Here is a 25786-nt window from a genome sequence, read left to right as displayed (position 1 = left end):
TTAATGGCCTGCTTATTTCCCGCTATTCTTCAAAGCGTCAAGCCCAAGCGCAAGCGAGCCGCACAGTCCGGCATTGTCGCCTAGTCCTGGCGATACGATATAATTTTCAATGTTGTTCAAAATTTCCGCCGCCTGCACATAACCATTCAAGGCGCGTTTCACTTCGGCGTGAATAAGCGGGAACAGCTGCGATTGGTGCATAACGCCGCCGCCCAAAATAATTTTACGAGGCGACAGCAGCAAAATGCTGCCTGCTACAGCCTGTGCGATATAAAAAGCTTCCATCTCCCACGCCTTATGCTCTGGCGGAAGCTCGACTGCTTTGACGCCCCAGCGCTTCTCAATAGCAGGACCTGCCGCTACGCCTTCCAGGCAGTCGCCATGATAAGGGCAAAAACCATCATAGGTATCCTCAGGATGGCGGCGAGTCAATATATGACCGCCCTCCGGGTGCACAAGCCCATGGACCAGCTTGCCCTCCGAATAAACGCCTACGCCTACGCCAGTGCCAATCGTATAATAAATGCAGCTGTCCAAACCTTTAGCAGCACCCCACACCGCTTCCCCGTAAGCCGCCGCATTCACATCTGTATCCCAGCCATAAGGCACGTTGTAATGTTCTTTCAGCGCGCCAAGAAAATCAAAATTTCCCCAGCCCGGTTTAGGTGTCGTTGTAACAAACCCGTATTGCGGGCTGGATTTATCAATATTAATCGGACCGAATGTGCCGACGCCAATCGCCTCAACCTGCTTGTCCTTGAAATAGTCGATTACATTCGCCATCGTTATTTCTGGTTTTTCTGTCGGGAAGCTTACCCGATCCTCAATAACGCCATGCTCATTGCCTACACCACATACAAATTTTGTACCGCCTGCCTCAATTGCCCCAATACGCACGATAATCCCTGCTTTCTATTCCTATGATCTAACAGAAATATACCATGCTGGGCAGCTAAGTGCCACAGTATATGCAAGAAAACCTGCCTGAAATATAGCTGCTTCAGAGCAGACTCCTGCGCTTATAGCGGGGCACCGCTTTTTTCGTAAAACGGTTGGCGTAGGAAGAAGCTGCATAAGAGTCCGGCTTGACGCGCGGGGCATAGGTTCCCATTCCCTGCACCCGCTCTACCATTTCCTGCACATACAGCGAGGTTTCATTAATAGAAGGCACCGTTCCGGCATCGATATCAATGAAATGCGCTAGCGATGCCCCTTGATACACGTAAGGCAGCAGCAAATCCTCCATTCGCTGCAGCACGCCATCCTTGAAATAATAGCCAACCTCCTGCGACAAAACCGTCTCCAGCGTCAGCTTCTCTCTAAGCTTCATCATTTCCCGGGGAACAACCGTTTGGCGGTAGCAGGCCCATGCCCCTTTTCCAATTCTGCGAATGACAACACCCGTAACAAACTTCGTATACCCGCGAAATACTTGGCTGTCTGTCCCCACTACAAAATGATACGATGCCCGCACATCGCTAGAAATAAAGCTGCAAATCCGCTCACTAACATCCTGAAAGGTTAAGCGGCTTTCGGTCACATTTTGGAACGATAATCCCTCTGGTATAATCAGCTGCTGATTGCTTCCTACTATGGGTACGATCGAAAATTCCTCCCCTTGTGACAAGGTGAAACGGCCGAAAGCCTTCCGCCGGCAGGCGCTCCACTTCATTGCCGTCCCCCAGCCTCGATGCCGGGTCCTCTTCTAATACCTATGCGAACAGTGCAGCAAAATAGTATTCGCCATCAGTTCAATAAAGTTGGACATGTCAGCTCTAATTAAAAAAATTGTAAATCCGATATAGTAAGTATTAAACAATATATAAATGGCAAAAAAAGCCGCAAGGGGGAAATAAGTGAAGACAGCTCATAAAATCCGATTCATCATCCTTACTGTCGTCATTGTTGCTTTAATCGCTACTGGCTGCACGAATGAAGGCGTTACCACACAGTCTGAAGCAACAGAAAATGGGCAAAAAACGCTTAAAGTTTATTGGTGGGGCAATGATGGAAGACGTGAAAGAACGCTTAAAGTTATTGATTTATTTGAAAAACAATATCCAAATATTAAAGTTGAACCGGTAGATGCAACAAACGGCGACTATTGGACACTGCTCGCAATGAAAGCAGCTGATCAAGACTTTCCTGATGTCATCCAAATGGACTATAAATATATAGATGAGTTTGCCAAGCGCAAGCTGATTTTGCCGCTGGATGATTTGGCTGCTTCCGGCAAGCTTGATCTTTCCGATCTGGATGCAAGCTCGCGCACGACAGGCACAATAGACGACAAGCTTTACGGCGTCGTTACAGGCATAAACGCGCTAAGCATGATGTATAACCCGGAAATATTCGAAAAGGCTGGCGTTCCCGTTCCGGAAGCAAGCTATACGTATGAAGATTTCATTCAAACAGCCCGTGAGCTTAAAGAAAAAATTAATGAGCCGGACTTTGTCCCAATCGGAACGGACTCGCTCGACTTTGCTTATTACCTTAGACAACGGGGAGCAAGCTACTATTCCAAGGACGGCAGCTCGCTCGGCTATGATAAGGATGAATATCTATCCGACTTCTTCACAATGGAGAAAATGCTTATTGATGAAGGTCTCATGGCAAGCGCAGCCCTTCTTAAAGACCGCTCAGCGGATAAAGATGCGCTTATTGCAAATCAGCTTGCTGCTTTCCATAGGCTGACGAGCAACAACGTCGTCTCCTTTACCAACTTGTCAGGCAAAGCATTGAAGCTGCTGCCGCTTCCCGCCTTTAAAGGCGGCTCTGAAGGAAATTATGTCAAGCCTTCGATGTATTTCTCGATCTCTGCCTATACGAAGCTGCAGGATGAAGCAGCTTTATTCGTTGACTTTTTCTTCAACAATTTTGAAGCGAATGAAATTTTGCTTGGCGAACGCGGTGTTCCTGCTACAGCCAAGGTGCGCGAGCATCTGCTCAGCACCATGAAGGAAACCGATAAAGAGCAATACACGTACATGGGTGAAGTTGAGAAAAATTCAAGCCCGCTTGATCCGCCTGTTCCCCTAACTTCGACCAGCATCAACACATTGTTCACCAAAATCAGAAATCAAACGCTGCTTGGGCAAATTACGCCGGTTGAAGCCGCAAAACAATTCCGGGACGGTGCGAATGAAATTTTCGCAGATGCCGCTTCTTAGGCGGAAAGGACAATAACCGATGAAACTAACGATTAGTAAAAAGCTCTACGGCGGATTTTTCTCGATTCTGCTGCTGCTCATTGTGGTCGCTACTCTTAACTATGTGGAGATTGGCTCGATTAACAGCACCTATCAGAAGCTGCTTCAGGAACGTGCCCATAGTGTCAGTCTGGTCAAAGATTTAAGCCTCTCCATAAAAAATGAAAACTTAAGCATTACAGGCTATCTGCTGATGAGCGACGAAGCGGAAATCGATGCTTACCGTGATTCCGTTCGTCGTTATAATGAAGTCAGCCAGCAGCTGCAGGGCATGACAACCGATGCAAATGACTGGCTGCTGCTGCAAGGACTCGATTTGCTTCAGCAAAGCTATACGAGCAATGCCGAGGAAATGATTGAATTTAAGAAACAGAATAAAGTAGAGGATTATATGCGTCTCGCAGCCAAAAACGAACCGATTATTAGCAAATTTATGGAAACGGCAGATCGTTTCGTTCTGGAACAAGAAGAGGTGCTTCGCCTAAGCTCGGAGGATACCTCGTCCAAAGTGGCAAGCACGAAGCTGATGGTTCTCATTATTTCGCTGCTCACGATTGTTGTAGGCCTTGCCATTGCCTATTTCATCAGCCGGATGATTACGGTGCCTATTGTTCGAATTACTGCCGTCGCAGAGCGAATTGCGAATGGGGATTTGACAAGCGAAGCCGTTAAGGTGAAAAATCGCGATGAACTAGGCGTTTTAGCCGTATCGTTTAATTCGATGTCGCAAAATTTACGCCATTTGATTGAGCAAGTGTCTCAAAATGCGCTGCAAGTCGCGGCTTCGTCCGAACAGTTAACTGCCGGAGCTGAACAGACGACGAAAGCAACCGAGCAGGTCGTTGAAATTATTGAGCAGGTAGCAGGCGGCTCCGAGGAGCAAATTAAAGCTGTTCAGGAAAGCGTAGCTTTTGTGAACAATATGTCAGTGGAGGCGAGCGGCATTGCGGCGAGCGCCCTTCAGGTTTCGGAGAAATCGCGGGCAGCTGCTCAGACTGCCGTAGATGGAACAGTGGCGGTACAATCCGCTGTCGAGCAAATGGGCCATATTCAGACTACGGTGCAAAATATTGCGGAGGACGTTAGCATTTTAGGCTCACGCTCCGATGAAATCGGCAAAATCGTCGAGGTCATCGCGGGCATTGCCCAGCAAACGAACCTGCTGGCGCTTAACGCCGCGATTGAAGCTGCACGCGCGGGAGAAGCAGGACGCGGCTTCGCTGTCGTCTCCGCAGAGGTCCGCAAGCTGGCTGAGCAATCGACTGAGTCCAGCCAGCAAATTGCGGTGCTCGTCCGTTCCATTCAGTCGGATACAGAGCGTACCGTCCAATCCGTTCATGACGGCAAGGAAGTCGTACAAGCAGGAATTGCAGCGGTATCTGCGGCAGGCGAGTCCTTTAACAACATCAAGCAAGCCGTCAATTCCGTGACCTTGCAAATCCACTCGGTATCCGAAGCCTCGCAGCAAATGTCCGAGGATACGAATAAGCTGGCGGCTTCCCTGCAAGGCGTAGCCGAGGTTGCAGAAGAAACGTCCTCCGGCGCAATAAGCGTATCGGCGGCAACCGAGCAGCAGCTGGCTACGATGGAGGAAATCACCTCCTCGTCCCAAGCGCTCGCTAAAATGTCCGAAGAGCTGCTGCAATTCGTCAAGGATGTTAAGCTTTAGAAATCTAAAGGTTAAAAGTTTAAAGATGCAACAGTGTTGCAATTCATAAGCGCGCGAAAAAAGGTTGAATTGGGCATTTGTCCAATTCAACCTTTTAAATTTATTAGACCTATTTTCCATTGAGAATGAAAAAGATGCCAGAAAGCTATGCGTACTCTGAACGAATGCGCTCAATATAGCTTTTGGAAAACGCCATTTGCTCCTCGCTCGCCGTCTCCATAATAATATGAACGCCCGGCCTGTACTTGTTAAGCAGGCGCATATACAGGCTGTAATTCATTTCGCCATAGCCCGCCGGAACCGTCTGCAGCTCTCCATTCGCATCGGGTTTGCGGTCCTTGGCGTGAGCGCCAATAATCCGGTCGCCAAGCAGGGCGAATGCTTCTTCAATCACTTCATCCTGACGGGCGAAGTTTTCCGTCGTCAGCAAATTGCCCGGATCGATCACGACGCCAACATGCGAGGAAGGGATCTGTTGCAGAAAAGCGTGCAGCTCCGCCGCCGTGCCAATCAAATGGCCGCTGGCTGCCTCGATGCCAATGAATACGCCCCATTTTTCCGCTTCCTCTATAAGCTCTTGAACCGTCGCTTTAAGCGTCTTCCAGTCCTGCTCCGTATAAACGCCGTCCGGATGGGTTCCCGTCTCAAAAGCAACCATAGGCGCGCCGAGCAGACGCGCGTAGCGGATCAGCTCCTTAAAGCGCTCTGTATTTTCGCGAAGCTTCTGCTCATCGCGCTCAAAGAAATGCAAATAACAGCCAAGCACGGAAATCGATACGCCATTTTTGCGAAGCTCCTCCGCTATCGACATTGCGAGCCCCGGAGTCAGCTTGCCCGGTTTATTAAAATCGACATCATTAATCGCCTTCCACATCGCCAGCTGGATATGGCTGAAGCCGGCACCGCCCACCTTCTCAGCCAGCTCCCGGTAAGACAAGCTTCCAAATAAATGTGCCAATACGCCTACGGACATTTCCTTCACCCTTTCTTTTTTCGCAACAACAAAATAATGTAATAACGCCTCTATTCAGTATAACGAAATAAACCGTTTTGCAGGCGCCAAGCTGCCTAATATAACGGTTAATTGAACATTTTCACCTGATTTTTGACGTCTATCCCGTCATTTATGATGACGCTTACTTTTTTAGCTCATCTATTGACTGTAACGCAGCCCGCAAACTCTGTCAATTGGAAGCAGCCGGTCCTTTCCTAAGCACTATTTTCAGCATATAATAAAAGCATGTGCTTTGAAGTTTCGGGCACCACATACACAGGCAAACAGGAGGAATACGAAGATGGCAATGAGCAAAGCGAAGAAAGCAAGACAAAAGCTGGCCCAAAGAGGGTTAATGAATCCCGAACAGCTGCGGGGAAGCTGGAATGGCGTGAAGCCTGGTGAAAGAAAAACGCCTACTCTGCAAGAGCGAGTAAATAAACTGCATACGAAACACAAAAGGAATCACGCAGGAAGAAGCGATGATTCCTTTTGTATTTATTGCGCCTGACAGGCAATAGCGCGATACTGCTTTATTTGTATTTTTTCCAGTCGCCCGGCTTGCTGTTGTTCAGCAAATATTCCATATCATTTTCCAGCCGCTTCTGCTCCTGCTTCCGCGCTTCATCCGCCTTCTGTGCGGCATCCTGCTTCTTCTGCTCTTCCGCTGCCTTCAGCGCATTCGACTGCTCCTTGAGCTTGCTCAGGACATCAGCACTCAGCAAATCCTTCAAGGTCGCCTGCTGGCCATCCGCCGTGTCCGCTTTCGGCTTGCCCGCATGCGGAGCTGCCTGCCGATTTTTTTTCGCCATCGTTAACACCTCTATTTCCATGCAGTCTCATAGCCATTCATTGTCGTTTATTATAGCATGATCTGGGCAAAATGAAAGACGCCCCTCGCCGCATTGCAGCGGATTGGAGCGCCCTTTGTTTACCTGCTTGCAGCAGGCTGCTTTAATTATTAGTAAGAGTAGTTGCCCATTTCGGAAAAGCCTGCAATTAGAGCAGCACCGAATACTAAGAAAAAGAAAATGTATAAAACGATACCGATTGCAGCCCACAACAATGAAGCCTTGGCATAGTTCGACTTGCTAATTTTTGTATTGCCTCCAAAAGCCCAGATGAACAGCATAATAATGTTCACGAGCGGAATAGCGCAGAGCAGAATAGTAATCATCCACTCTTTAAAGCTTACCGGCTCCGCCAAATGGTTTTGCTGCTGATACCCATTTTGATTTTGATATTGTTGTTCCATGACCTTTTCACTTCTCCCTCTATTTATCTAATGATATTTTCTCTTGCTCTGTACATGTTAACGAGGAAAGCGACATATTTCAACATACTTTTGGATTATTTTCCATTTGTAAAACGGGCATTAAGTACTAAAAAATATAATATTCATTACGTAATACCTATATTACATTTTGGATTACTCTCCTTGCTATGTTAAAATGATGTAGGTGCCCCAACCGGCTCCATGCACTACAATCTTCGTTACCCACACTGGAGGTCGAATAAACATGGCAAACCAAACTGGCACAATCGTTCAGCAATCGTTGCATGCATTATCGGGAGACTCCTCCTTTTTGTCCGATTTACAAGGAAAGCACCGGGATCAGGCTTTCCTGTCTTTAGCTGCTATTTTATCCACGCCAAACAAGGTGAATAAAGCTTTTTTACGCATTACGATGGATGATGGCGACGTCGTTCGCATACCGGCCTACCGCATCCAGCATAACGATACACTTGGCCCATACAAAGGCGGCATTCGTTTTCACGAGTCCGTAAATGAAGAAGAGGTTACCAATTTGGCGGCCTTGATGACGCTCAAAAATGCGCTGCACGACGTTCCTTTCGGCGGCGGCAAGGGCGGCGTCGGCATTAATCCGCGCAACTATTCAGCGAAAGAGCTATACATTATATGCAAAAAATATGTCCAATATTTTACCGATATTCTCGGCCCGGAAAAGGATATTCCCGCGCCCGACATGGGAACCGGCGAACGCGAGATGGACTGGATGATGGCCGAATATAAAAATATCCATCCCGGCAAACCGTATCTCGGCAGCTTCACCGGCAAAAGCGTCATTAACGGCGGCTCATTAGGACGCCGGGAAGCGACAGGCAAAGGCGTTTATTTCACGTTCCGCTATATGCTGCATGATTTTCTTAAAGTGCACCGCGGCTATTTGACCAACAGCTCTAATCCGTTTGCTGCCAATGTACTCGCCCAAGCGGAAAAATCGCTTTCCATCGCCGTTCAAGGCTTCGGCAATGTGGGCTCCATCGCCGCGCTGGAAGCGCATAAATGCACCTATCTCAACAACAAGGTCGTGGCGGTCAGCGACCGCAATGTAACGCTTTACAATGCCGATGGCCTATCGATTCCGGCACTTATTGACTTCGCTAATCACCATCAAGGCGATTTGCCTAAGACGAAAGAAGAGCTTGCTGAGCTTGAGCTCAAAGCAGACATTTTGGAACGTGAGGAAGTGCTGTATCTGGATGTCGATGTGCTCGTGCTGGCCGCGCTGGAGGAGCAGGTGCGCGAGGATAATGTAAATAAAGTGAAAGCCAAGGTCATCGTCGAAGGGGCAAATGCGCCGATAACGGGCGAAGCTGACCAGAAGCTGTCCGACAATGGCGTTATTATTATTCCCGACATTCTTGCTAATGCTGGCGGCGTTATCGTCTCTTATTTCGAATGGCTCCAAGGCCGTGAAACGCAATATTTGACGGAGGAACAGGTGCATCGCATGCTGTTTGAGAAAATGCAAAGCACACTCGGCTCTATTTTGCCTTCCTTCTTTAGCGCCAACTACACGCTGCGGCAAAATTGCTATAATCATTCGGTGATGAAGCTGTCGACGGTTCTGTACCGCCAAGGCAAGCTATACTAGGCTTAGCTGAGGTAATCTAACCGCTATCATGCACGGATCCGGTAACAAAACGAAAAAACAGGCCCGAAGCTGCAACATGCAGCTCCGAGCCTGTCTTTGTTTCATGCTTATTTTCACGTCTTAAAACGCCCAGTTGCCTTTACGGAACACAGGAACGACTGTGCCGTCGGCTTGAATGCCATCAATATCCATGTCGGCAGAGCCAATCATGAAATCATTATGCGTCAAGCTCGCATTAACGCCGTTTGCTTCCAGCTCTTCTGGCGACATTTTTTTGCCGCCTTCGATATTGAAGGCATAGCCGCTGCCGATCGCCAAGTGATTCGAAGCATTTTCATCAAACAGCGTATTGTAGAACAAAATGTTCGACTCCGAAATCGGGGAATGATGCGGTACCAGTGCAACCTCGCCCAAATAACGCGCCCCCTCATCCGTATCAATGAGCTTTTGCAAAATCGCTTCGCCTTCCTCCGCCTCGGCCTTCACAATGCGGCCGTTCTCGAAGGTCAGCTTAAAGCGGTCAATGATATTGCCGCCGTAGCTGAGCGGTTTTGTGCTCGACACATAACCATTAACGCCGGTTTTTAGCGGCACGGTAAACACTTCTTCCGTCGGCATATTCGCCATAAACGGAACGTCTTGCTCGTTTTCGCTGCCCGCCGCAACCCATAGATGCTTGTCATGCAGCTCAATTGTCAAATCCGTGCCCGGAGCGGTGTAATGCAGCTTATTAAAATGGTAGTTGTTCAGCGCCTCGCCCTTGCTTCCAAGCGCTCTGTTATGCTCCTGCCAAGCCGCAACCGGATCTTCCGCATGCAGACGCACCGCCTTGAAAATCGCTTCCCACAGCAGCTCGACAGCTTGCTCGCCCTCCGCCTGCGGGAATACCTTCTTCGCCCAGTCCTTGGCTGCTGCCGCAACGACTGTCCAGCTCACCTTGTCCGCTTGAATCGCTCTGCGGAATTCCTTCAGCCCTGCTCCCGCTGCCTTCTGGTAGTTGGAAATACGCTGCGTGTCGATCCCTTTCAGCAGATCCGGGCTGGAGGAAACGATCGAAATAAAGGCAGCGCCTTTATCAACAAACTCCTGGCGCTTCGCTGTTTCCCATTGCGGGAAATGCTCAAAAATTTCAGCGCCCGCTTTTTCATATTTTAATCGGGATAACTGGTCATCCGTCCAATCAATATGTACATTGCTTGCTCCAGCTGCATATGCCTTCTCTGCGACGAGACGCACTAGAGGCGCCGCCTCAATCGCTCCTGTCACGAATACCGCCTGTCCCTGCTGGACATTTACACCTATTTTCACAATAATCTCAGCATATTTCTCCAATTGAACTACAAATGCATCGCTCATTCCAAGTCTCCTTTATCTCTATAAAATAGATCCATCCACATTCCAGTTACTTCCTTACATCCATATTATAGCCGATCTGCAGGGAAAACAAGCCCGATCTGGCTGCGCGCCTCATCCAGCACCTCAAGTACAGCAAGCGAGTTCGCAGGCGAATTAATATCCGATTCATGCTGGCCGCTCTGAATGAGCCGAATAAATGCCTCAGCCTCATACACCATCACATTTTCCGCCTGCGGCACCGTCAGCTCCTCCACTTTGCCATCGCGGTATTCGATGCGCACCTGATTCGGGTAGCTGATATTTTCAATGATCATATTGCCCGCTTCGCCTTGGATTTCCGCTGGAAGCTGGGAATTGGAAATTTTGGAGTGCAGCACAGCCGCATCCATTCCATCATATTGCAGCAGCAGGCTGCCCTTGCCGTCCACACCGGACTCCAGCATAACGGCACTTGCTTTTATTTTATTCGGCTTGCCGAACAATGAGACCAGCGGGTAAACGCTGTAAATGCCAATGTCCATCAGCGAGCCATTCGAAAACTCCGGTTTGAATGCGTTCATGACATTGCCTTCCTTGTACGCATCATAACGCGAAGAATATTGACAGTAGGCTGCAAAGTAACCCCGAATGGTTCCCAGCTTAGGCAGGTTCTCGCGAATAACTGCGAAGTTCGGCACGAACGTCGATTTCATCGCCTCCATAAGCAGCACCTTATTTTCTTTGGCCGCTGCGATCATTTCCCGCATTTCCCGGGCATTTGAAGCAATGGGCTTCTCGACAAGCACATGCTTGCCATGCTTCATGCAGGTGATGGCATGCTGAGCATGATGCGAGGTAGGGCTTGCGATATATACAGCGTCCACCTGATCGCTCTTTGCCATCTCCTCCAAATCTGTGAACGTATGCGGGATATTATATTTGCTCGCAAATTCAGCCGCCCGCTCCGACGTTCGCGAATATACGGCCGCTAAAGCAAAATCCTCCAGCCCGCGTGCCGCTTCAATAAAAGAATCTGTAATTTTATTGGTGCCAATTAGGCCAAAACGTATCATAAGCTTATTCCTCACTATCTCATCTTGATTTGTTCCTCTTATTCTACCACTACAGCCGGCGAAAAAAAATAAAAGCCGACTGCCCGCGCATCCATCTGCTCGAACTGTCGACTTTCTAGAGTGTGGCATCCCGCCTGCACCTCAGCTATAAGCTGCAATCCATTACGAGCTCAAATGCCGACTGGTACGACATACAGCCCCGTATCGCTTTCTTGCTTAAGCAGCACATCAACCTGATACGTTTCTTTTACGATTTCCTTCGTAATAACAGCCTCAGGCGTACCGCTCGCCACAATCTCGCCCGCCTTCATCACGACAATGCGGTCGCTGTAACGGATTGCTTGATTAATGTCATGGAGTACCATGACGATAGTCATGCCATGCTCCCGATTTAATGCCTTTACCAGCTCCAATATTTCAATCTGGTAATACATATCGAGGAAGGTTGTCGGCTCATCCAGAAACAAGATCGGCGTTTTTTGCGCCAGCGCCATCGCAATCCATACCCGCTGCTTCTCGCCGCCAGAAAGCTGATTGAGCCGCTGGCTGCGCTTCTGCTGCAGGTTGGTCGAGTCGAGTGCCTCTTCAATCGCCCGCTCGTCCTCCTCATTCGGCTGTCCGAGGAAGCTGCGATGCGGCAGCCGGCCATAGCTCACGAGCCGCTCCACCGTTAAATCGTAAGGCGCCTCATTTTGCTGATGCACGACCGCAAGCTTTTTAGCCAGCTCCTTTGGCTTGATTTGGGCCAGCGACTTGCCATCGAGCAGCACCTCCCCATGAGCGGGCGCATAGTTTTGCGATAAAATGCCGAGCAGCGTCGACTTGCCGCAGCCATTTGGGCCGATAATCGTCGTTATTTTTCCCGTTTCAATTGTATCGCTGATGTTTTTAAGCTGGTCTGTCTTTTTGTCATAGGAGAACGTCACCTGTTTAATTTCCATAAACGCGCTCACTCCTTCTAAGCATAAAGATGAGGAATGGCCCGCCGATAATCGTCATTATGATCGAAGCCGGAATTTCCGTCGGCGCGAGCACCGTCCGTCCGAGCGTATCCGCCGCTAAAATCAGCAAGGCGCCGCCCAGTGCAGAAAATGGAATAAGCACCTTATGATCGGAGCCAACCAAAGTACGCGCAATATGCGGCACGAGCAGGCCGACGAAAGCAATCAAGCCGCCAATGGCCGTTGCTACGGATGCGAGCAGCACCGCGACGACCGAGATCAGCAGCCGCGCCCGCGTTACCCGCAGCCCGAGATTTTTCGCCGTTTTGTCCTGTAAGCTAAGCATATTGCACCATGAACTGAGCAGCAAGGAGAGCAGCAGGCCAATGAGGCCATATACCCCAATAATTTGCACATCCGTCCACGTCTTCATGGTGAAAATCGATGAAATCGCCTGATTGACGCTCGTAACCGCGTAGCTGCCGCGATAATTAAACGACTGCCCGAGCCCCGTAAATGTCGCATTAATCGCAATTCCCACGAGAATGAGCCGCAGCGGGCTAAGTCCCGACTTCCACGACAGCGCATAAACGAGATAGCAGGCCAGCGCACCGCCGAAAAAGGAAAACAGCGGCATCCAGAAAAATAGCCCTGGAAAAATCGTCACAACGGTCAACGATACTAGCCCTGCGCCTGATGATATTCCAATCACTCCTGCATCCGCGAGCGGATTTTTCATTACAGCCTGAAGCAGCACGCCGGAAACGGCAAGCGCCGCACCTGTCAGCAGAGAGACGATAATACGCGGAAAGCGCAAATCTTTTATTACCTCTACCTGATCATTCGTTCCTGAAAATAAACCCTGCACCAAATCCAAAATGCCTACCTTAATACTCCCGGTCATAGCGGAATAAATGATAGCGGCTACCAGCAGAGCGATAACGACAATAAAACTGCCAATCTTCTTAATCATGACCAACGTCCTTTATGAAAAGTTCCCGAGCCGAACCTTGCCGTGCCACATCACGCCGTATTCGCTTATGGGTAGAGCATTCCCATCAAAGTATCGATAGCATCTACAGCGTATAAATTACCTGTCGTTCCGAATAAAGCTTCTTCCAAATCATATACTCGGCCGTTTTGTACGGCGCTGAAGTGCTTCCAAATATCGTTTTTCTGGAACTCCTTATCGAACATTTTCACAACTTCCTCCGGCATGCCATGGGCGGCACGCAAAATCACATCCGGATTCGACTGCTGCAAATATTCCGTGTTGGACGCTAAATACTCTACACTTTCACCCTGTACAATGTTGACACCGCCAGCGAGCCGGACCAGATCGCCAATGTACGAATGCTCAGTCGCAACAAGATAACTGCCAGGTACCCCTAGCAAAATCAATACGCTTGGCTTTTTCTTCTCAGCCGTAGCCGTATGAATCTCCGCTACCTTCTGTTCGAACTTATCGACGATAGCTTGCGCTTGTGCTTGCTTATTGTACGTCTCGCCCAGCTTTTTAAGCGCATTATTCATGCTTTCCACACTCGTAAGGTTGAGAAAATCAGCCTGCATCCCCGCCGCTTCAAAAACCGGCTTCAGGTCATACTCCAGCGTCGTCACCGACAATATTTCCGTCGGCTTGAGCGATTTGACGAGCTCCATATCTGGGCTCATCGGGTTGCCTACCCTAGTCACTTGGTCATAGCGGGCAGGCAGCGTCTTGGAGCTGGTCGGCACGCCTACAAGCTCCACTTCAAGCGCATCCAGCATTTGCGTAATCGCGACGGTTGTTGATACGACCCGCTGCTCTGCCGCAGGAGAAGAAGCCGGCTCGGCCGTATTTTTCGCCGGCTCGGCTTGCTCAGCCTGTACGGACGGGCCCGCTCCCTGCTGCTCCTTGGCAGCAGGATCAACGCCAGTTGCCGAGCAGGCAGCTAGCAGAAGCAGCGCCATCAATCCGAGCAGTCCAAGCATTTTGCCAAAAGCGTTATTCATCCGTTTATCTAACTCCCTTCATGAGAACATGACAAGGATACCGGTCTCCCGGCATCCTTGTCAGCTTTGCTTCATTTGTGTATGGACCTTAGGATTCGCATACAGGAAGTACTCTTATCTCCCTGCGTGCTCATGTTTCCTGCTTATTTCGTTTCCAGCAGCTTCATGATCAGCGTCAATGCTTCTGCTCTTGTTGCGTTAGCAAGCGGTTCAAATTTATTGCCGCCTTTGCCTTGTATATAGCCAGCTTTTGCAGCAGCGGCAATGTCATTTTTCGCCCAGTCCGGAATCGAGGCAGCATCTGCGAAGCTTAGCTCGTTCGTCTCATCAATGTCGAGCTTAGCTGCTCGAACGATAATGGAGGCCAGCTCCGAACGGTTAATTTCTCTGCTCGGAAGGAATGTTCCGTTCGCATAGCCAGAGATCAAGCCCGCTTTCGCAGCACGGTCAATGTGCGGCTTCGCCCATGCAGGGATTTGCTTGCTGTCATTGAAGGTCGCACTTGTCGATCCGTCCGTGAGCTTCAGAGCCCGGCTGATCAGAACGGCGAACTCAGCGCGAGTAATGACGCCATTCGGACGGAATTTGCCATCGGAATAACCTTTAACGATACCAAGCTCAAGCGCTTTTTCAATGGATGCTTGTGCCCAGTGTCCTTGAATATCCTTGAAATCCGTTACAACAGGCTCGTTCAAGTCATCTTTGCCTGCATTCGGATCTTTCTCTTCAATGACTTCCACATCGCCTACACCAGGTGCTACAGAACCAGCGGTCGCTACTAGAGTGTTAGGATAGAACTCGATTTGAATATCATACTCATGGAAATAATTCATAGCAGCCCAATCAATTTTGACCCAGCCGTCGATGCGATTATTGATATTTGGAACATTGAAGTAGACAACCCGCGTGTTATTTACTGTGTCTCTGCTTTCAACACTAACACTGTTATTGTTAAATTTGAGTCCTGTAATTTCCTTGTCCTGCTTAAGCGTCATATAAAATGTTTTTGTGCCGCCCGAAACTTTCAGCAGTCCTGGGGAAATTACATAATCCTGCATAACGGACTTATTATCTGTTCCGTATTTTTTAATTTCAAACTGCAAGAAGTAGTTGCCGTCTGCCAGTTGTCCTGGAGTAACAACAGGAGGCAGCTCCGTTCCTGGCGTAGTGCCAGGTGTTGTTCCCGTATCTGTCGATGCTGCAATATCAGCGAACTGTACCGCATATTCAAGATCAGCTGCCAATCCGTTTACACCTAGAACTAGCGTGTACGTATCGGATAGATTAGGAACAGAAAATTTAACAGGAGTTCCTGTGGCAACTGCTGCCATGACCAACGAATGAACTAGAGCAGCTCCCGCATTTGATCCCGTTGTCACTGTAGCAGGCAAAATTTCTTCATTTGTTGCATTGTTTATGAGTTTTTTCACCGCAACGCCTGCTTTTGGCGTAAAGGTTACAAGATGATTCGCTCCCGACACAACCAAGCTTCCCGCTTCATTCAAATGGCTGGATAGATCACCATCAAACGTCTTTACAACTAGATTGTAAGTGCCATCTGCCAACACTTTTGCAGCTTTAAAAGCGATGACTGCTTGCTCTAGCGCAGCTTTCGCTGCTGTCACTTGCGTTTTAGAAACTACTGCAACAGCAGCAAACGTTTTAGCCGTGTTAATAGCTGTTTGCAGCTTCTCTTTTGCCGCTGCCGGATATTCGCCTACAGCTGTTCCTGCTGCTGCAGCATCATGAAGGGCTTGTGCTGCCGCCGCATCCGCATTCAATACCGAAGCATCTCCAGCATCGAAGTTCAGACGAATATTATGATCTGCATTATAAGGAGTGCCTGTACGCGGATCAATTACATAAGGGATAAAAATGTGTACCTGTGCATCCAGCAAAGCCGTTAAATCATTAACTTTAAATTTGACAACCCGCGTGTCGGAAGCTGCATCACTGCTAACAATTTCCGTATCCACAAGTACGCCGTCTTCCTTCACTTTGAAAGCTGTAACCAAACTGCTGCTCTTCACTGTGAAAATAACATAGGTTGAGCCGTCAATTGTCACTTTTTCAGCTGGGCTTACAAAATAGTCCTTCATCGTCGACAAACTGTTTTGCGTTGCATGCATCACTTGGAAAGGAAGCGCGTCGAATGTTCCTTCTTTAAACAAATCTAGTGCGGTTTGAAGCGCTGCCGCTGCTGCTGCGATATCTTTTTTAATCGCTGCTTTATTAGCCGCTACTGGACTTGCCAAATCAATAGCTGCTTGCAAACTAGCCAGTTTATCGGTATTTTGCCCGCTCAACGGACTTTCGGAAATAACTTTATGCAAGCCATTAGCCTTCCCAATTGCAACGTTCAATGCATTAAGCTCATCCGTATTAAAGCTTAAATACACAATCTGGCTTACGCCTGTCGCGACCGGAGTGAATTTGAAAGATACGATGCCGCTTGTCGTTGCTGTATTGCTGCGATTGAACTCCAGTTGGCCTACATACGTATCTTTTTCAATGTTGCGGCTAACTTGGCCCAAAGTTCTATTATGTGTGCTCCCCGTAAAAGTAGCCGATCCATCTACAGCTGGACGGAGGTAAAGAAGCGCATTTAAATCGATCTCAGAGCTTTTATTGATTGTAATATTGGCATACAATTTGCTGCCGGATTTCAGGACAGTTGCTGTTTTTCCGAAATAGTCTGCCCACTCGGATTGCTGAGCTGTAGAAGTCAAATCCGTTAACACAGACATGGTTACCGTGCTTTGTGTCAATTCATTCGCCTTCAGATCAGCGATTTTTGAAGCCAAATCTGCTGCTGCTGCATTAACCTCTACCTGTGTTGCATTTGCATTGCTAATCGTTGTATTTGCCGCTGTTACGGAAGCAGCCACAGCCGCCTTCAAATCACTCGGATATTCTCCTATCGATCGTACATCTGCACTTCCACTTGTTGCCCCAAATTCTTTGACTGCTGCAATAAAGGCCGAAGCCTCCTCAACCGCTTGAACTAATGCTGTTTTAGAAACGACAATTTTAAACGCTTCAAAGTTTCTCAGTGCGGTTTCCAATAGGACGTACCCTGCTGTTACTTGATCCTCAGTGGGATTGCTTCCCGCTGTTTGCTTGGCAGCCTGAATCGCATTATAAAGGGAGAGCTTCGACCCAGGAGTGTAAAACCCATCTCCCGCTCCTTCATAAGTGCTTTCATAAACCGATTGTGCTACAGTTATCAATTCATTGAACTGCGTAATATTAACAACTGGAGCAGGATTCTCATTCCCGCCGCCTACTGGAACAATCGGAACATTTGTTGTATCGATTTTCAACTGTACGTTATACCAATTGTCATATACGAATGGCAAGCCTGTAGCAATAATATGAATAAGCACATCCTGCTTATCCAGAATATTAGGCAACTCCATACGAGCTATAACGGTATCGGGATTATTGTCTACAATCCTTGTAGTTACATCAGTATAACCTTCCATATTAGAAGGCACATTGTTATTGATTTCAGCTTTTGGGCTGCCCGCATTGCGAGCAGAGAAATGCATAAACCATGTATAATTATTCCATTGATTTTCGAAGTAAAATTTCCCGTTTTCTACAATCAGCTTGCCTGTTCCTGCTTTTGCATAATCATTCATAACCGATGTTGATTCTTTGCCATCATAAAGATACTTAAAACCTACATCATAAGTACCATCCGGTACAGTCACTTCAGCTGCTGCCGCTGCTGTTTTAGGCCCGATGTAGACCAATGAAAATAATAATACTGCTGAAAGCAGCATAGCTATTGCCTGTTTAAATTGCTTCTTCAATTTATATACTCTCCTTCTAATTATCGCTTTCAAATCGGAAGCGAATGCTTGTTTTCCCTTTTCAGCTCTTCGCCATTCAAAGCGGCCTGCTTCTTAGGCAGACCGCTCATCAGGTTTATAGCATTTTCTCTAGGATTAGTAAGGGGCAATACTGCTCTCATCAAATTGAATTTGAACGTTGTACCAGCTGTCATAGAAAAGGAATGGAATAACGACATGCGTTTTCGTTTCCACTTTCGCAGACAAATCTGCAACTTCGAAGCCTACTGTTTTCGTATTGCCTGAAGTGCCAACTAGATCAGCGTCTGTGTATACGCCATCTCCATCTAGATCTACTTGGATATCAGGAATCCACGAAGCGTTGTTCCAAGTCGTCTCTACATAAAATTGTCCGTTTTCTACAATCAGCTTAGCAGGTTTAACTGCATAACCATCCATCGTAGAAGTGCTGCTTGTGCCATCTTTCAGCACTTTGAAATTGATCTTATACTCGCCATCAGCAAGTGTCGGATTAGCAAAGGCCGGAGCTACAGCAAAGGCCATGAGCAGCATAGCCATTAGCAAAAACATAGTTGAAGATTTTTTCAAAGATAAAGATTTCAGCATAGTAAGTCTCCTTTTCGAATTCAAGATAAATGGTTACCGAATGATAACGTTCAGATTAGCTATAGGGCTTACAGCCATTTAAATTGAATGTCGTGTACAGTGTCGTATACACCTGGTACGACAACATGAAGCTTAGCTTGTGTGTTAACGCTGAAATCATCAACTGTGAACGTGAATACGCGTGTGCTGCCAACGATCGTGCCATAGTAAGTAGTGGAAGTAGAACCGTCAACAATTGTCAGGCTTTGAATGTAAACTGTATCATTGAATGCAAGAGTGACCGTTTCGCCATCGCTAGCTACGGAAGCAGGCTTAACTGCATAGGAATTCGCCCAAGTGGAAATCGTTCCATCCGGTTTCAAAACATTGTAGTTTTTAGAAGTTGCGGCAAAAGCGGAACCTACTTGAACAATAAGTGCAACAGCCATAACCAACAGCATCAAAGGCATCATTTTTTTGAACGATTTCATCATAATCAAAACACTCCCTAGTTTTTAGTTTTTGGTTTTGTTCTTACGATAAAAATACATAGCAGCTCCTGCTAAAATAACGATACCTACAACCGTCAATGGCGTTGTCCAATTATTGGAACGCTCTTGAAGCGGTTCTACCTCTGCTGCGGCTTCTACAGAAACAGCACCATCCACCTTGCCCGCATCCTCGGCTGCCATTTCAGTTTCGGTTGCACTTGAAGCGTCAACAGTCTCGTCTGTTCCCGCTTCCAAAACAGCCTTCTCAGCTTCCTCTGGAGAAGCAGTTGCCTCAGCGGCAGAAGTTGCTGCATCAGCGGATGCTTCCGGGTTAACTGCGGCTTCAGGAGCTGCGCTTGCAACGGTCTCCTGAGGCGTTGCCGATGATGGGATAGCGCTTTCGGTTACGCTGCCAGCTGCACCCTTTTCATTAGCAGCAGTTGGCGTTGCTTGAGCCGAAGCTTTCGGCGTTGCTGTTGCCTCGGAATTTCCATCCTTAGCAGGCACCTTAGTAGCTTTCGGGGAAGCAGTCGCCTTAGGAGTCGGTGTGACAACCGGCTTTGTTTCTGCAGACTCTGCAGGTTTGGGAGTAGTCTCCGTCTTCGCAGGAGTTTCTACCTTGCTTACTAGCTTCAGGCTATTCGTATCAAAATCGAATCGTATAGTGTAGTCGTGATCATAATCAATATCGGGGACCGTAACATGAATTTTTGACAGCATCGTTTTAGACAAGTCGTCTACATTGAACTGTACAACTCGGGTATCATTAGCTTTGCTGCTGCTGATCACCTTCGTATTCACGAACCCCCCACCGCCAGGAACTTTGAACTCTGTTACCCAAGCACTATGATTAATTTGCAGCTGCACCGTTATTTTTCCATTTTCAACGATAACCTTGGCAGGCTTTTCCCAATAATCATTTGCCATAGATGCTGATTCATCTTCAGCTTTCTTGATGACATAATCGATCGTATATGTACCATCTGCCATGCTTTCTGCATAAGCCGACGGCGCTGCAAGAAGAACCAAAAAACAAATAATTAAGAAGGTTGATATTGGGAGTTTACGAATGAAGTCTTTCTCCTCCTCTCCTGTCGTATAGAAAAAATAGTTTAGAAAAGGTAGACAACAATCAAGTTAATGATTATCATTATCAATTGAGTGTCAAAAAAAATATACCTTTCCTTCCCCACTCCTAAGCCTGCGCATCATGCTCTTCACAGCTCTCAGGATGCCTAGCAAGCTGTTTCTCAGCTGCCCGACAACTTGATATTAACGTAACTATATTAATTTTGTCAATCGTTTATTTACATATTTTTTTGTTTATTTTTCTTTAATTGATTTCAAAGACTAAACAAACATTTTTAAATGCACAATTTTCATATAAATTTATTGATATAATATTATATTTATGTTTAAAAAAGAATGAATACCGCTATTTATTTTGCGTATAACCATAAATTATTTTTTCTATATATTGTTTATTTCTTATTGACATTGATTATCATTTACAATATCATTATTTTAATAATAATAATCATTATCAGATCGGATTGGGAGGATTATATGAAAATTGTATACCCTGTGATGCTGGCCCTGCTTCTCTTAGCCGCACCAGGTTGCTCACAAAATGTTAATTCAGCCGCCTCACAAGGGGTTGCAAGTCAAGCCGAGAAACAAAATGCGGTAGCCATAACCGATTTCGCCGGAAGGCAACTAACATTTGCTGCTGTCCCTTCGCATATTGTAGCGTTAAGCAATGGTGAAGCCGATATTATTTATGCCCTAGGGGGAACACTCGTCGGCCGGCCTACCTCCTCCGTTCCATTAGCCAACGAAGAAGCGGAGGCCGTGGAACAAATCGGCTCTACCCACGAGGTCGATCTGGAGAAAATCGCCTTTTTGAAAGCGGATGTCGTTCTCGGCAACAATCCTATGAATACGAAGGATATCCCCACTATTGAAAGCATTGGGGCCAAGATGGTGCTCTCCTCTGCCAATTCAATAGACGATATTAAAAAGCAAATTACGCTGTTAGGCCAGCTTCTGCAAAAACAGTCGCGGGCTGAAGAGCTTATTGCCGAAATCGATGGCAAGCTTAGCCAAATTGCAGCAAATGCCAGCACGAACAAGACGCGGGCTTTATTAGTATACGGCGCTCCGGGCACCTTTATGGCTGCACTGCCCAATTCTCTCAGCGGCAACATTTTGGAGATGGCTGGCGGAGAAAATATTGCCTCGGATTATGAAGCGCTTCAAAGCTATCCACAATATGCTCAGCTCAATTCAGAAAGAATCGTTCAGTCAAATCCGCAAGTTGTCATGATTATGACGCATGGCAATCCGGAACAGGTAAAGGATGCCTTCCTAAAGGAAATGCAAAGCAATGCTGCCTGGAATGGACTTGATGCTGTAAAAAATAATGCCATCGAAGTGCTTCCTGCTGATCTGTTCGGCACGAACCCGGGTACGCGTATCACCGATGCGCTCACCCTTATGATTGAATTGCTGGATGGAGCGAAGACGCAGCCATGAATAAAACTCAGCGAAGCCGCCGGCGCAAATGGTCTATCATAATTGCGCCTATTATTTTGCTACTTGTTACTTATTTCGGTCTCGTTTACGGCTCCGTTCCTATTACTTTAAAAGAGATTGGCCAGGTTCTCACCTCCGATGCCGATCCCCGTTACGAAACTATCATTATGAATTTAAGAATGCCGCGCGTCATTATTGGCCTGCTCGTAGGCGCTTGCCTAGCTGCATCAGGCGCTCTGCTGCAAGGCGTAATGCGCAATCCTCTTGCGGATCCCGGCATTATTGGGGTTTCCGCTGGTGGCGGACTTGCAGCTGTCATTACGATGGTCGTTCTTCCGCAGCTTGGCTATATGCTGCCAATAGCAGCCTTTTTAGGCGCAAGCATTACTTGCCTGCTAATCTATTTGAGCGCATGGGACAAAGGGACATCGCCTATCAAAATCGTACTCGCAGGCGTAGCCATTAATGCGCTGCTCGGCGCTGTAACAAATGGACTTATGGTCGTCTATAGCGACCGCGTACAATCGGTTCTCCCTTGGCTTGCTGGTGGGCTGAACGGAAGAAGCTGGAGCCATCTCTCCTTTATGGCGCCTTATGCCATTGTCGGTTTGCTGCTTTGCTTTCTGGCGATTAAGCCAGCCAATGTGCTGCTGCTAGGCGATGACTCCGCCCAACTGCTTGGCCAAAAAGTTCAAATTCAGCGCTTCCTGCTCATTATTTTGGCTGCACTGTTAGCCGGAGCTGCCGTCAGCGTCGCTGGACTCATTGGTTTTGTTGGACTCGTCGTCCCACATGCCGTTCGTTTAATTATCGGAGACGACTATCGCTTTCTCCTTCCGCTTTCTATAGTCGGTGGAGCATCTTTAGTCGTTTTAGCAGATACATTCGCACGTACCTGGTTTGATCCGATTGAGCTTCCTGTAGGCATCCTTCTTGCCTGTCTGGGAGCACCATTCTTTCTTTATCTATTACGTAAAAAGGGGGCAATACGATGAATGCTGCTATTCATATTGATAATGTAGGCTTATCCGTCGGCGCTTTCGAAATGGAAGATGCCAATATGATTATCCCTTCTGGAAAAATCACGGCCATTGTTGGTCCGAATGGATCAGGCAAATCGACAATGCTGAAGGTCATTACCAAGCTGCTTACGCCAGACAAAGGCGAAGTATTTATTAATCAAAAGCCGCTTAAAAGCTACAAAACCAAAGATTTTGCCAAAGATATCGCAATGCTTACGCAATCCAAAGAAATGATTCCCGACCTAACGGTACGTGAACTCGTCTCCTTTGGGCGCTCGCCTCATAAGCCTATGTTCAAAAACAAAATGACACACGAAGACAATGACATCATCGATTGGGCCTTAAAGATTACCGGTACTAAGCGTTACCAGCACCAAATGTTTTACACTTTATCTGGAGGTGAACAGCAAAAAGCCCGAATCGCAATGGCTTTGGCGCAAAAAACGAATATTCTTCTGCTCGACGAGCCTACTACTTACCTCGATATTGCCCATCAATTCGATGTAATGGAGATGCTGCAGCAGATTAATCGGAATCATCAGATTACAATTGTTATGGTTTTACATGACCTCCAACAAGCAGCTGCATACTGTGACCATATGATTGCTATGAAACGCGGATTAATTGCCATGACAGGGGAACCCCAAACCGTACTAACTTCAGAGTTTTTAAAAGATGTGTATAATATGGATGCCCGTATCAAATTTGATGAAGGTTATCCCCTTATTATCCCGAATCCAAGAAAAAATCAGGAGGACACCAAAATGATTATTGTAACGAATGCATCCCATATTACAAAAGGCAATGCCCATAAGCTGATTGAGCGCTTCGACCGCGTTGGCGATGTAGAGAAAGCGGAGGGTTTCCTTGGCCTTGAGGTTTTGCTGACAGAGAAAACGAAAGATTATGAGGAAGTATCCATTGTAACACGCTGGAATACGAAGGATGATTTCCAAGCTTGGACTCGCAGCGACGCTTTCCGTGAAGCTCATTCTCGTCGTGGTGGAACACCGGACTATATTATTTCCAATACAATTACCTTCTACGAAGTTAAAGTCATCAGAAACCCGATTGCTGCGGCTAACTAGCCTACTGCTTCAAGCACATTTAATCCAATGAAAAAAGAAGCTTGCAATTCCACTTCAAGAGTGGAATTGCAAGCTTCTTTCATATGTATCAGCTGTTACGCTGATCTATTATCGGGCAAATAAAAAAGCCTGCTCTTGCGCTCCGATTACCGAGCAAGTTCAGACATGCTGTAAAACATATAATGGTCGGGACGACACGATTTGAACATGCGACCCCCTGGTCCCAAACCAGGTGCTCTACCAAGCTGAGCTACGTCCCGAAACAAAAATGGAGCGGACGACGAGATTCGAACTCGCGACCCTCGCCTTGGCAAGGCGATGCTCTACCACTGAGCCACGTCCGCAAAAAAATATGGTGCGGTCGAGAGGACTCGAACCTCCACGGCTGTTACACCACTAGAACCTGAATCTAGCGCGTCTGCCAATTCCGCCACGACCGCATATTTTTTTTGAAAAAGATGGTGCCGTCGAGAGGACTTGAACCCCCAACCTACTGATTACAAGTCAGTTGCTCTACCAATTGAGCTACAACGGCACAGAATGAAAGAATGGCGGAGCTGACGAGATTCGAACTCGCGGTCTCCTGCGTGACAGGCAGGCATGTTAGGCCTCTACACCACAGCTCCGTATTCAAAATCATAATGGTGGAGGCTGAGGGGATCGAACCCCCGACCCTCTGCTTGTAAGGCAGATGCTCTCCCAGCTGAGCTAAGCCTCCGAAAAAAGTATGGTGACCCGTAGGGGACTCGAACCCCTGTTACCTCCGTGAAAGGGAGGTGTCTTAACCACTTGACCAACGGGCCATGATCACGTTTAAAACCAATCAATGTGTGTTGCACACTGAAAACTGGATGCGAAAGACAAGTCTGAAACGTTAGCGTGTTGTTTAGGATAAGCCCTCGACCGATTAGTATTCGTCAGCTGCACGCATTGCTGCGCTTCCACCCCGAACCTATCAACCTCGTCGTCTTCAAGGGGTCTTACTAATTGGGAAATCTCATCTTGAGGGGGGCTTCGCGCTTAGATGCTTTCAGCGCTTATCCCGTCCGTACTTGGCTACCCAGCGGTGCTCCTGGCGGAACAACTGGTACACCAGCGGTACGTCCATCCCGGTCCTCTCGTACTAAGGACAGCTCCTCTCAAATTTCCTGCGCCCGCGACAGATAGGGACCGAACTGTCTCACGACGTTCTGAACCCAGCTCGCGTACCGCTTTAATGGGCGAACAGCCCAACCCTTGGGACCTACTTCAGCCCCAGGATGCGATGAGCCGACATCGAGGTGCCAAACCTCCCCGTCGATGTGGACTCTTGGGGGAGATAAGCCTGTTATCCCCAGGGTAGCTTTTATCCGTTGAGCGATGGCCCTTCCATTCGGTACCACCGGATCACTAAGCCCGACTTTCGTCCCTGCTCGACTTGTAGGTCTCGCAGTCAAGCTCCCTTATGCCTTTGCACTCTCCGAATGATTTCCAACCATTCTGAGGGAACCTTTGGGCGCCTCCGTTACATTTTAGGAGGCGACCGCCCCAGTCAAACTGTCCACCTGACACGGTCCCCGAACCAGTTTCATGGTCCTAGGTTAGAACTCCGATACGATCAGGGTGGTATCCCAACGTCGCCTCCACACAAGCTGGCGCTCATGCTTCAATGGCTCCCACCTATCCTGTACAGATCGTACCAAAGTTCAATATCAAGTTACAGTAAAGCTCCATGGGGTCTTTCCGTCTTGTCGCGGGTAACCTGCATCTTCACAGGTATTAAAATTTCACCGGATCTCTCGTTGAGACAGCGCCCAAGTCGTTACGCCATTCGTGCGGGTCAGAATTTACCTGACAAGGAATTTCGCTACCTTAGGACCGTTATAGTTACGGCCGCCGTTTACTGGGGCTTCGGTTCACAGCTTCGGGTTACCCCTAACCGCTCCCCTTAACCTTCCAGCACCGGGCAGGCGTCAGCCCGTATACTTCGCCTTACGGCTTCGCACAGACCTGTGTTTTTGCTAAACAGTCGCTTGGGCCTTTTCACTGCGACCCCCTCGGGCTATTCACCCTACCGAGGTACCCCTTCTCCCGAAGTTACGGGGTCATTTTGCCGAGTTCCTTAACGAGAGTTCTTCCGCGCGCCTTAGCA

At 47.8% G+C, this 25786-nt stretch carries 21 protein-coding genes, 7 tRNA genes and 1 rRNA gene (1 of these 29 running past the window's edge); 7 read left to right on the top strand and 22 right to left on the bottom strand.

All coding sequences use genetic code 11. From position 1 onward, the window contains the following. Positions 1-12: 12 nt before the first annotated feature. Both BBD42_RS14140 and BBD42_RS14135 read right to left on the bottom strand, forming a co-directional pair. Entirely contained in the window at positions 13-897 is an 885-nt protein-coding gene (locus BBD42_RS14140; protein WP_099518659.1) for an ROK family protein, read from the bottom strand. 103 nt (positions 898-1000) lie between these two features. Then, entirely contained in the window at positions 1001-1672 is a 672-nt protein-coding gene (locus BBD42_RS14135; protein WP_099518658.1) for a ribonuclease H-like YkuK family protein, read from the bottom strand. Between the two features lie 184 nt (positions 1673-1856). Between BBD42_RS14135 and BBD42_RS14130 the strand changes: the two genes are divergently transcribed. Next, positions 1857-3170 (top strand): ABC transporter substrate-binding protein, encoded by a 1314-nt coding sequence (locus tag BBD42_RS14130; protein WP_099518657.1) that lies wholly within the window; start codon positions 1857-1859, stop codon positions 3168-3170. A 19-nt stretch (positions 3171-3189) separates the two neighbouring features. Next, positions 3190-4878, top strand: coding sequence for a methyl-accepting chemotaxis protein (locus BBD42_RS14125; protein WP_099518656.1), 1689 nt, complete (start codon positions 3190-3192; stop codon positions 4876-4878). A 145-nt stretch (positions 4879-5023) separates the two neighbouring features. On the opposite strand, the gene BBD42_RS14120 is transcribed toward BBD42_RS14125, so the two are convergent. After that, on the bottom strand, positions 5024-5851 hold the full coding sequence (locus tag BBD42_RS14120) for a sugar phosphate isomerase/epimerase family protein (protein WP_099518655.1): 828 nt from the start codon (positions 5849-5851) through the stop codon (positions 5024-5026). A 322-nt stretch (positions 5852-6173) separates the two neighbouring features. Here BBD42_RS14120 and BBD42_RS14115 point away from each other — a divergent pair, with 322 nt between their 5' ends. Then, the gene (locus BBD42_RS14115) at positions 6174-6383 is read left to right on the top strand and encodes a hypothetical protein (protein WP_056037222.1); all 210 of its coding nucleotides are present in this window, start codon (positions 6174-6176) and stop codon (positions 6381-6383) included. 22 nt (positions 6384-6405) lie between these two features. On the opposite strand, the gene BBD42_RS14110 is transcribed toward BBD42_RS14115, so the two are convergent. Together BBD42_RS14110 and BBD42_RS14105 are read right to left on the bottom strand one after the other, a co-directional pair. Next, entirely contained in the window at positions 6406-6684 is a 279-nt protein-coding gene (locus BBD42_RS14110) for a YqkE family protein (protein ID WP_099518654.1), read from the bottom strand. A gap of 149 nt (positions 6685-6833) precedes the next feature. Beyond that, positions 6834-7127 (bottom strand): hypothetical protein, encoded by a 294-nt coding sequence (locus BBD42_RS14105; RefSeq protein WP_099518653.1) that lies wholly within the window; start codon positions 7125-7127, stop codon positions 6834-6836. A gap of 265 nt (positions 7128-7392) precedes the next feature. Between BBD42_RS14105 and BBD42_RS14100 the strand changes: the two genes are divergently transcribed. Next, positions 7393-8772, top strand: a complete 1380-nt coding sequence (locus BBD42_RS14100) for a Glu/Leu/Phe/Val family dehydrogenase (protein ID WP_099518652.1) — start codon at positions 7393-7395, stop codon at positions 8770-8772. A 120-nt stretch (positions 8773-8892) separates the two neighbouring features. On the opposite strand, the gene BBD42_RS14095 is transcribed toward BBD42_RS14100, so the two are convergent. From BBD42_RS14095 to isdC, 9 genes are all read right to left on the bottom strand, one after another. Beyond that, positions 8893-10128 carry an aminopeptidase gene (locus BBD42_RS14095; RefSeq protein ID WP_099518651.1) on the bottom strand — a complete coding sequence of 412 codons (1236 nt, stop codon included), beginning with the start codon at positions 10126-10128 and terminating at the stop codon, positions 8893-8895. A 65-nt stretch (positions 10129-10193) separates the two neighbouring features. Further along, the gene (locus tag BBD42_RS14090; protein ID WP_099518650.1) at positions 10194-11180 is read right to left on the bottom strand and encodes a Gfo/Idh/MocA family protein; all 987 of its coding nucleotides are present in this window, start codon (positions 11178-11180) and stop codon (positions 10194-10196) included. A gap of 170 nt (positions 11181-11350) precedes the next feature. Then, complete coding sequence (locus BBD42_RS14085; protein WP_099518649.1) at positions 11351-12121, bottom strand: ABC transporter ATP-binding protein; 771 nt, start codon at positions 12119-12121, stop codon at positions 11351-11353. Further along, positions 12111-13094, bottom strand: a complete 984-nt coding sequence (locus tag BBD42_RS14080; RefSeq protein ID WP_099518648.1) for a FecCD family ABC transporter permease — start codon at positions 13092-13094, stop codon at positions 12111-12113. The genes BBD42_RS14085 and BBD42_RS14080 overlap by 11 nt, the downstream gene beginning before the upstream one ends. Positions 13095-13159: 65 nt before the next feature. Then, positions 13160-14116, bottom strand: coding sequence for a heme ABC transporter substrate-binding protein IsdE (gene isdE, locus BBD42_RS14075; RefSeq protein WP_481855950.1), 957 nt, complete (start codon positions 14114-14116; stop codon positions 13160-13162). A 143-nt stretch (positions 14117-14259) separates the two neighbouring features. After that, entirely contained in the window at positions 14260-17934 is a 3675-nt protein-coding gene (locus BBD42_RS14070) for an NEAT domain-containing protein (RefSeq protein WP_099518647.1), read from the bottom strand. A gap of 135 nt (positions 17935-18069) precedes the next feature. Next, positions 18070-18540 carry an NEAT domain-containing protein gene (locus tag BBD42_RS14065; RefSeq protein ID WP_099518646.1) on the bottom strand — a complete coding sequence of 157 codons (471 nt, stop codon included), beginning with the start codon at positions 18538-18540 and terminating at the stop codon, positions 18070-18072. Between the two features lie 68 nt (positions 18541-18608). Further along, complete coding sequence (locus BBD42_RS14060) at positions 18609-19013, bottom strand: NEAT domain-containing protein (RefSeq protein WP_099518645.1); 405 nt, start codon at positions 19011-19013, stop codon at positions 18609-18611. 21 nt (positions 19014-19034) lie between these two features. Next, on the bottom strand, positions 19035-20039 hold the full coding sequence (gene isdC, locus BBD42_RS14055) for a heme uptake protein IsdC (RefSeq protein ID WP_481855949.1): 1005 nt from the start codon (positions 20037-20039) through the stop codon (positions 19035-19037). 537 nt (positions 20040-20576) lie between these two features. On the opposite strand from isdC, the gene BBD42_RS14050 reads away from it, so the two are divergent. From BBD42_RS14050 to isdG, 3 genes are read left to right on the top strand one after another with little or no spacing between them, the layout of a single operon-like run. Continuing rightward, entirely contained in the window at positions 20577-21545 is a 969-nt protein-coding gene (locus tag BBD42_RS14050) for an ABC transporter substrate-binding protein (RefSeq protein WP_099521608.1), read from the top strand. Then, positions 21542-22540 (top strand): FecCD family ABC transporter permease, encoded by a 999-nt coding sequence (locus BBD42_RS14045; RefSeq protein WP_099518643.1) that lies wholly within the window; start codon positions 21542-21544, stop codon positions 22538-22540. Before BBD42_RS14050 ends, BBD42_RS14045 begins: the two co-directional genes overlap by 4 nt. After that, positions 22537-23655, top strand: a complete 1119-nt coding sequence (gene isdG / locus BBD42_RS32665) for a heme oxygenase (RefSeq protein ID WP_099518642.1) — start codon at positions 22537-22539, stop codon at positions 23653-23655. Before BBD42_RS14045 ends, isdG begins: the two co-directional genes overlap by 4 nt. Before the next feature lie 183 nt (positions 23656-23838). Here isdG and BBD42_RS14035 read toward each other — a convergent pair. The 8 genes from BBD42_RS14035 to BBD42_RS14000 all read right to left on the bottom strand — a co-directional run. Continuing rightward, positions 23839-23915: transfer RNA gene (locus BBD42_RS14035), tRNA-Pro, on the bottom strand. Between the two features lie 9 nt (positions 23916-23924). Continuing rightward, positions 23925-23999 (bottom strand) — tRNA-Gly (locus tag BBD42_RS14030). 9 nt (positions 24000-24008) lie between these two features. Further along, positions 24009-24095: transfer RNA gene (locus BBD42_RS14025), tRNA-Leu, on the bottom strand. A gap of 19 nt (positions 24096-24114) precedes the next feature. Next, positions 24115-24190, bottom strand: a tRNA-Thr gene (locus BBD42_RS14020). A 14-nt stretch (positions 24191-24204) separates the two neighbouring features. Next, positions 24205-24281 (bottom strand) — tRNA-Asp (locus BBD42_RS14015). 16 nt (positions 24282-24297) lie between these two features. Then, positions 24298-24373, bottom strand: a tRNA-Val gene (locus tag BBD42_RS14010). A gap of 10 nt (positions 24374-24383) precedes the next feature. Beyond that, positions 24384-24458: transfer RNA gene (locus BBD42_RS14005), tRNA-Glu, on the bottom strand. Between the two features lie 84 nt (positions 24459-24542). Beyond that, a 23S ribosomal RNA gene (locus tag BBD42_RS14000) occupies positions 24543-25786 on the bottom strand; it runs 1690 nt beyond the window's last position.

Source organism: Paenibacillus sp. BIHB 4019 (assembly GCF_002741035.1).
GTDB lineage: Bacteria > Bacillota > Bacilli > Paenibacillales > Paenibacillaceae > Pristimantibacillus.
Note: the sequence above shows the minus strand (reverse complement) of the source record. Positions and strands in the feature narration are given on the sequence as shown.

What these genes read in the sequence shown, in the direction of transcription:
- BBD42_RS14100 (WP_099518652.1), top strand. Translation starts at nt 7,393, where the DNA reads ATGGCAAACCAAACTGGCACAATCGTTCAGCAATCGTTGCATGCATTA.
- BBD42_RS14095 (WP_099518651.1), bottom strand. Translation starts at nt 10,128, where the DNA reads ATGAGCGATGCATTTGTAGTTCAATTGGAGAAATATGCTGAGATTATT.
- BBD42_RS14065 (WP_099518646.1), bottom strand. Translation starts at nt 18,540, where the DNA reads ATGCTGAAATCTTTATCTTTGAAAAAATCTTCAACTATGTTTTTGCTA.
- BBD42_RS14090 (WP_099518650.1), bottom strand. Translation starts at nt 11,180, where the DNA reads ATGATACGTTTTGGCCTAATTGGCACCAATAAAATTACAGATTCTTTT.
- BBD42_RS14105 (WP_099518653.1), bottom strand. Translation starts at nt 7,127, where the DNA reads ATGGAACAACAATATCAAAATCAAAATGGGTATCAGCAGCAAAACCAT.
- BBD42_RS14115 (WP_056037222.1), top strand. Translation starts at nt 6,174, where the DNA reads ATGGCAATGAGCAAAGCGAAGAAAGCAAGACAAAAGCTGGCCCAAAGA.
- isdE (WP_481855950.1), bottom strand. Translation starts at nt 14,116, where the DNA reads ATGAATAACGCTTTTGGCAAAATGCTTGGACTGCTCGGATTGATGGCG.
- BBD42_RS14135 (WP_099518658.1), bottom strand. Translation starts at nt 1,672, where the DNA reads ATGAAGTGGAGCGCCTGCCGGCGGAAGGCTTTCGGCCGTTTCACCTTG.
- BBD42_RS14050 (WP_099521608.1), top strand. Translation starts at nt 20,577, where the DNA reads ATGAAAATTGTATACCCTGTGATGCTGGCCCTGCTTCTCTTAGCCGCA.
- BBD42_RS14110 (WP_099518654.1), bottom strand. Translation starts at nt 6,684, where the DNA reads ATGGCGAAAAAAAATCGGCAGGCAGCTCCGCATGCGGGCAAGCCGAAA.
- BBD42_RS14120 (WP_099518655.1), bottom strand. Translation starts at nt 5,851, where the DNA reads ATGTCCGTAGGCGTATTGGCACATTTATTTGGAAGCTTGTCTTACCGG.
- isdG (WP_099518642.1), top strand. Translation starts at nt 22,537, where the DNA reads ATGAATGCTGCTATTCATATTGATAATGTAGGCTTATCCGTCGGCGCT.
- BBD42_RS14060 (WP_099518645.1), bottom strand. Translation starts at nt 19,013, where the DNA reads ATGATGAAATCGTTCAAAAAAATGATGCCTTTGATGCTGTTGGTTATG.
- BBD42_RS14125 (WP_099518656.1), top strand. Translation starts at nt 3,190, where the DNA reads ATGAAACTAACGATTAGTAAAAAGCTCTACGGCGGATTTTTCTCGATT.
- BBD42_RS14085 (WP_099518649.1), bottom strand. Translation starts at nt 12,121, where the DNA reads ATGGAAATTAAACAGGTGACGTTCTCCTATGACAAAAAGACAGACCAG.
- BBD42_RS14045 (WP_099518643.1), top strand. Translation starts at nt 21,542, where the DNA reads ATGAATAAAACTCAGCGAAGCCGCCGGCGCAAATGGTCTATCATAATT.
- BBD42_RS14080 (WP_099518648.1), bottom strand. Translation starts at nt 13,094, where the DNA reads ATGATTAAGAAGATTGGCAGTTTTATTGTCGTTATCGCTCTGCTGGTA.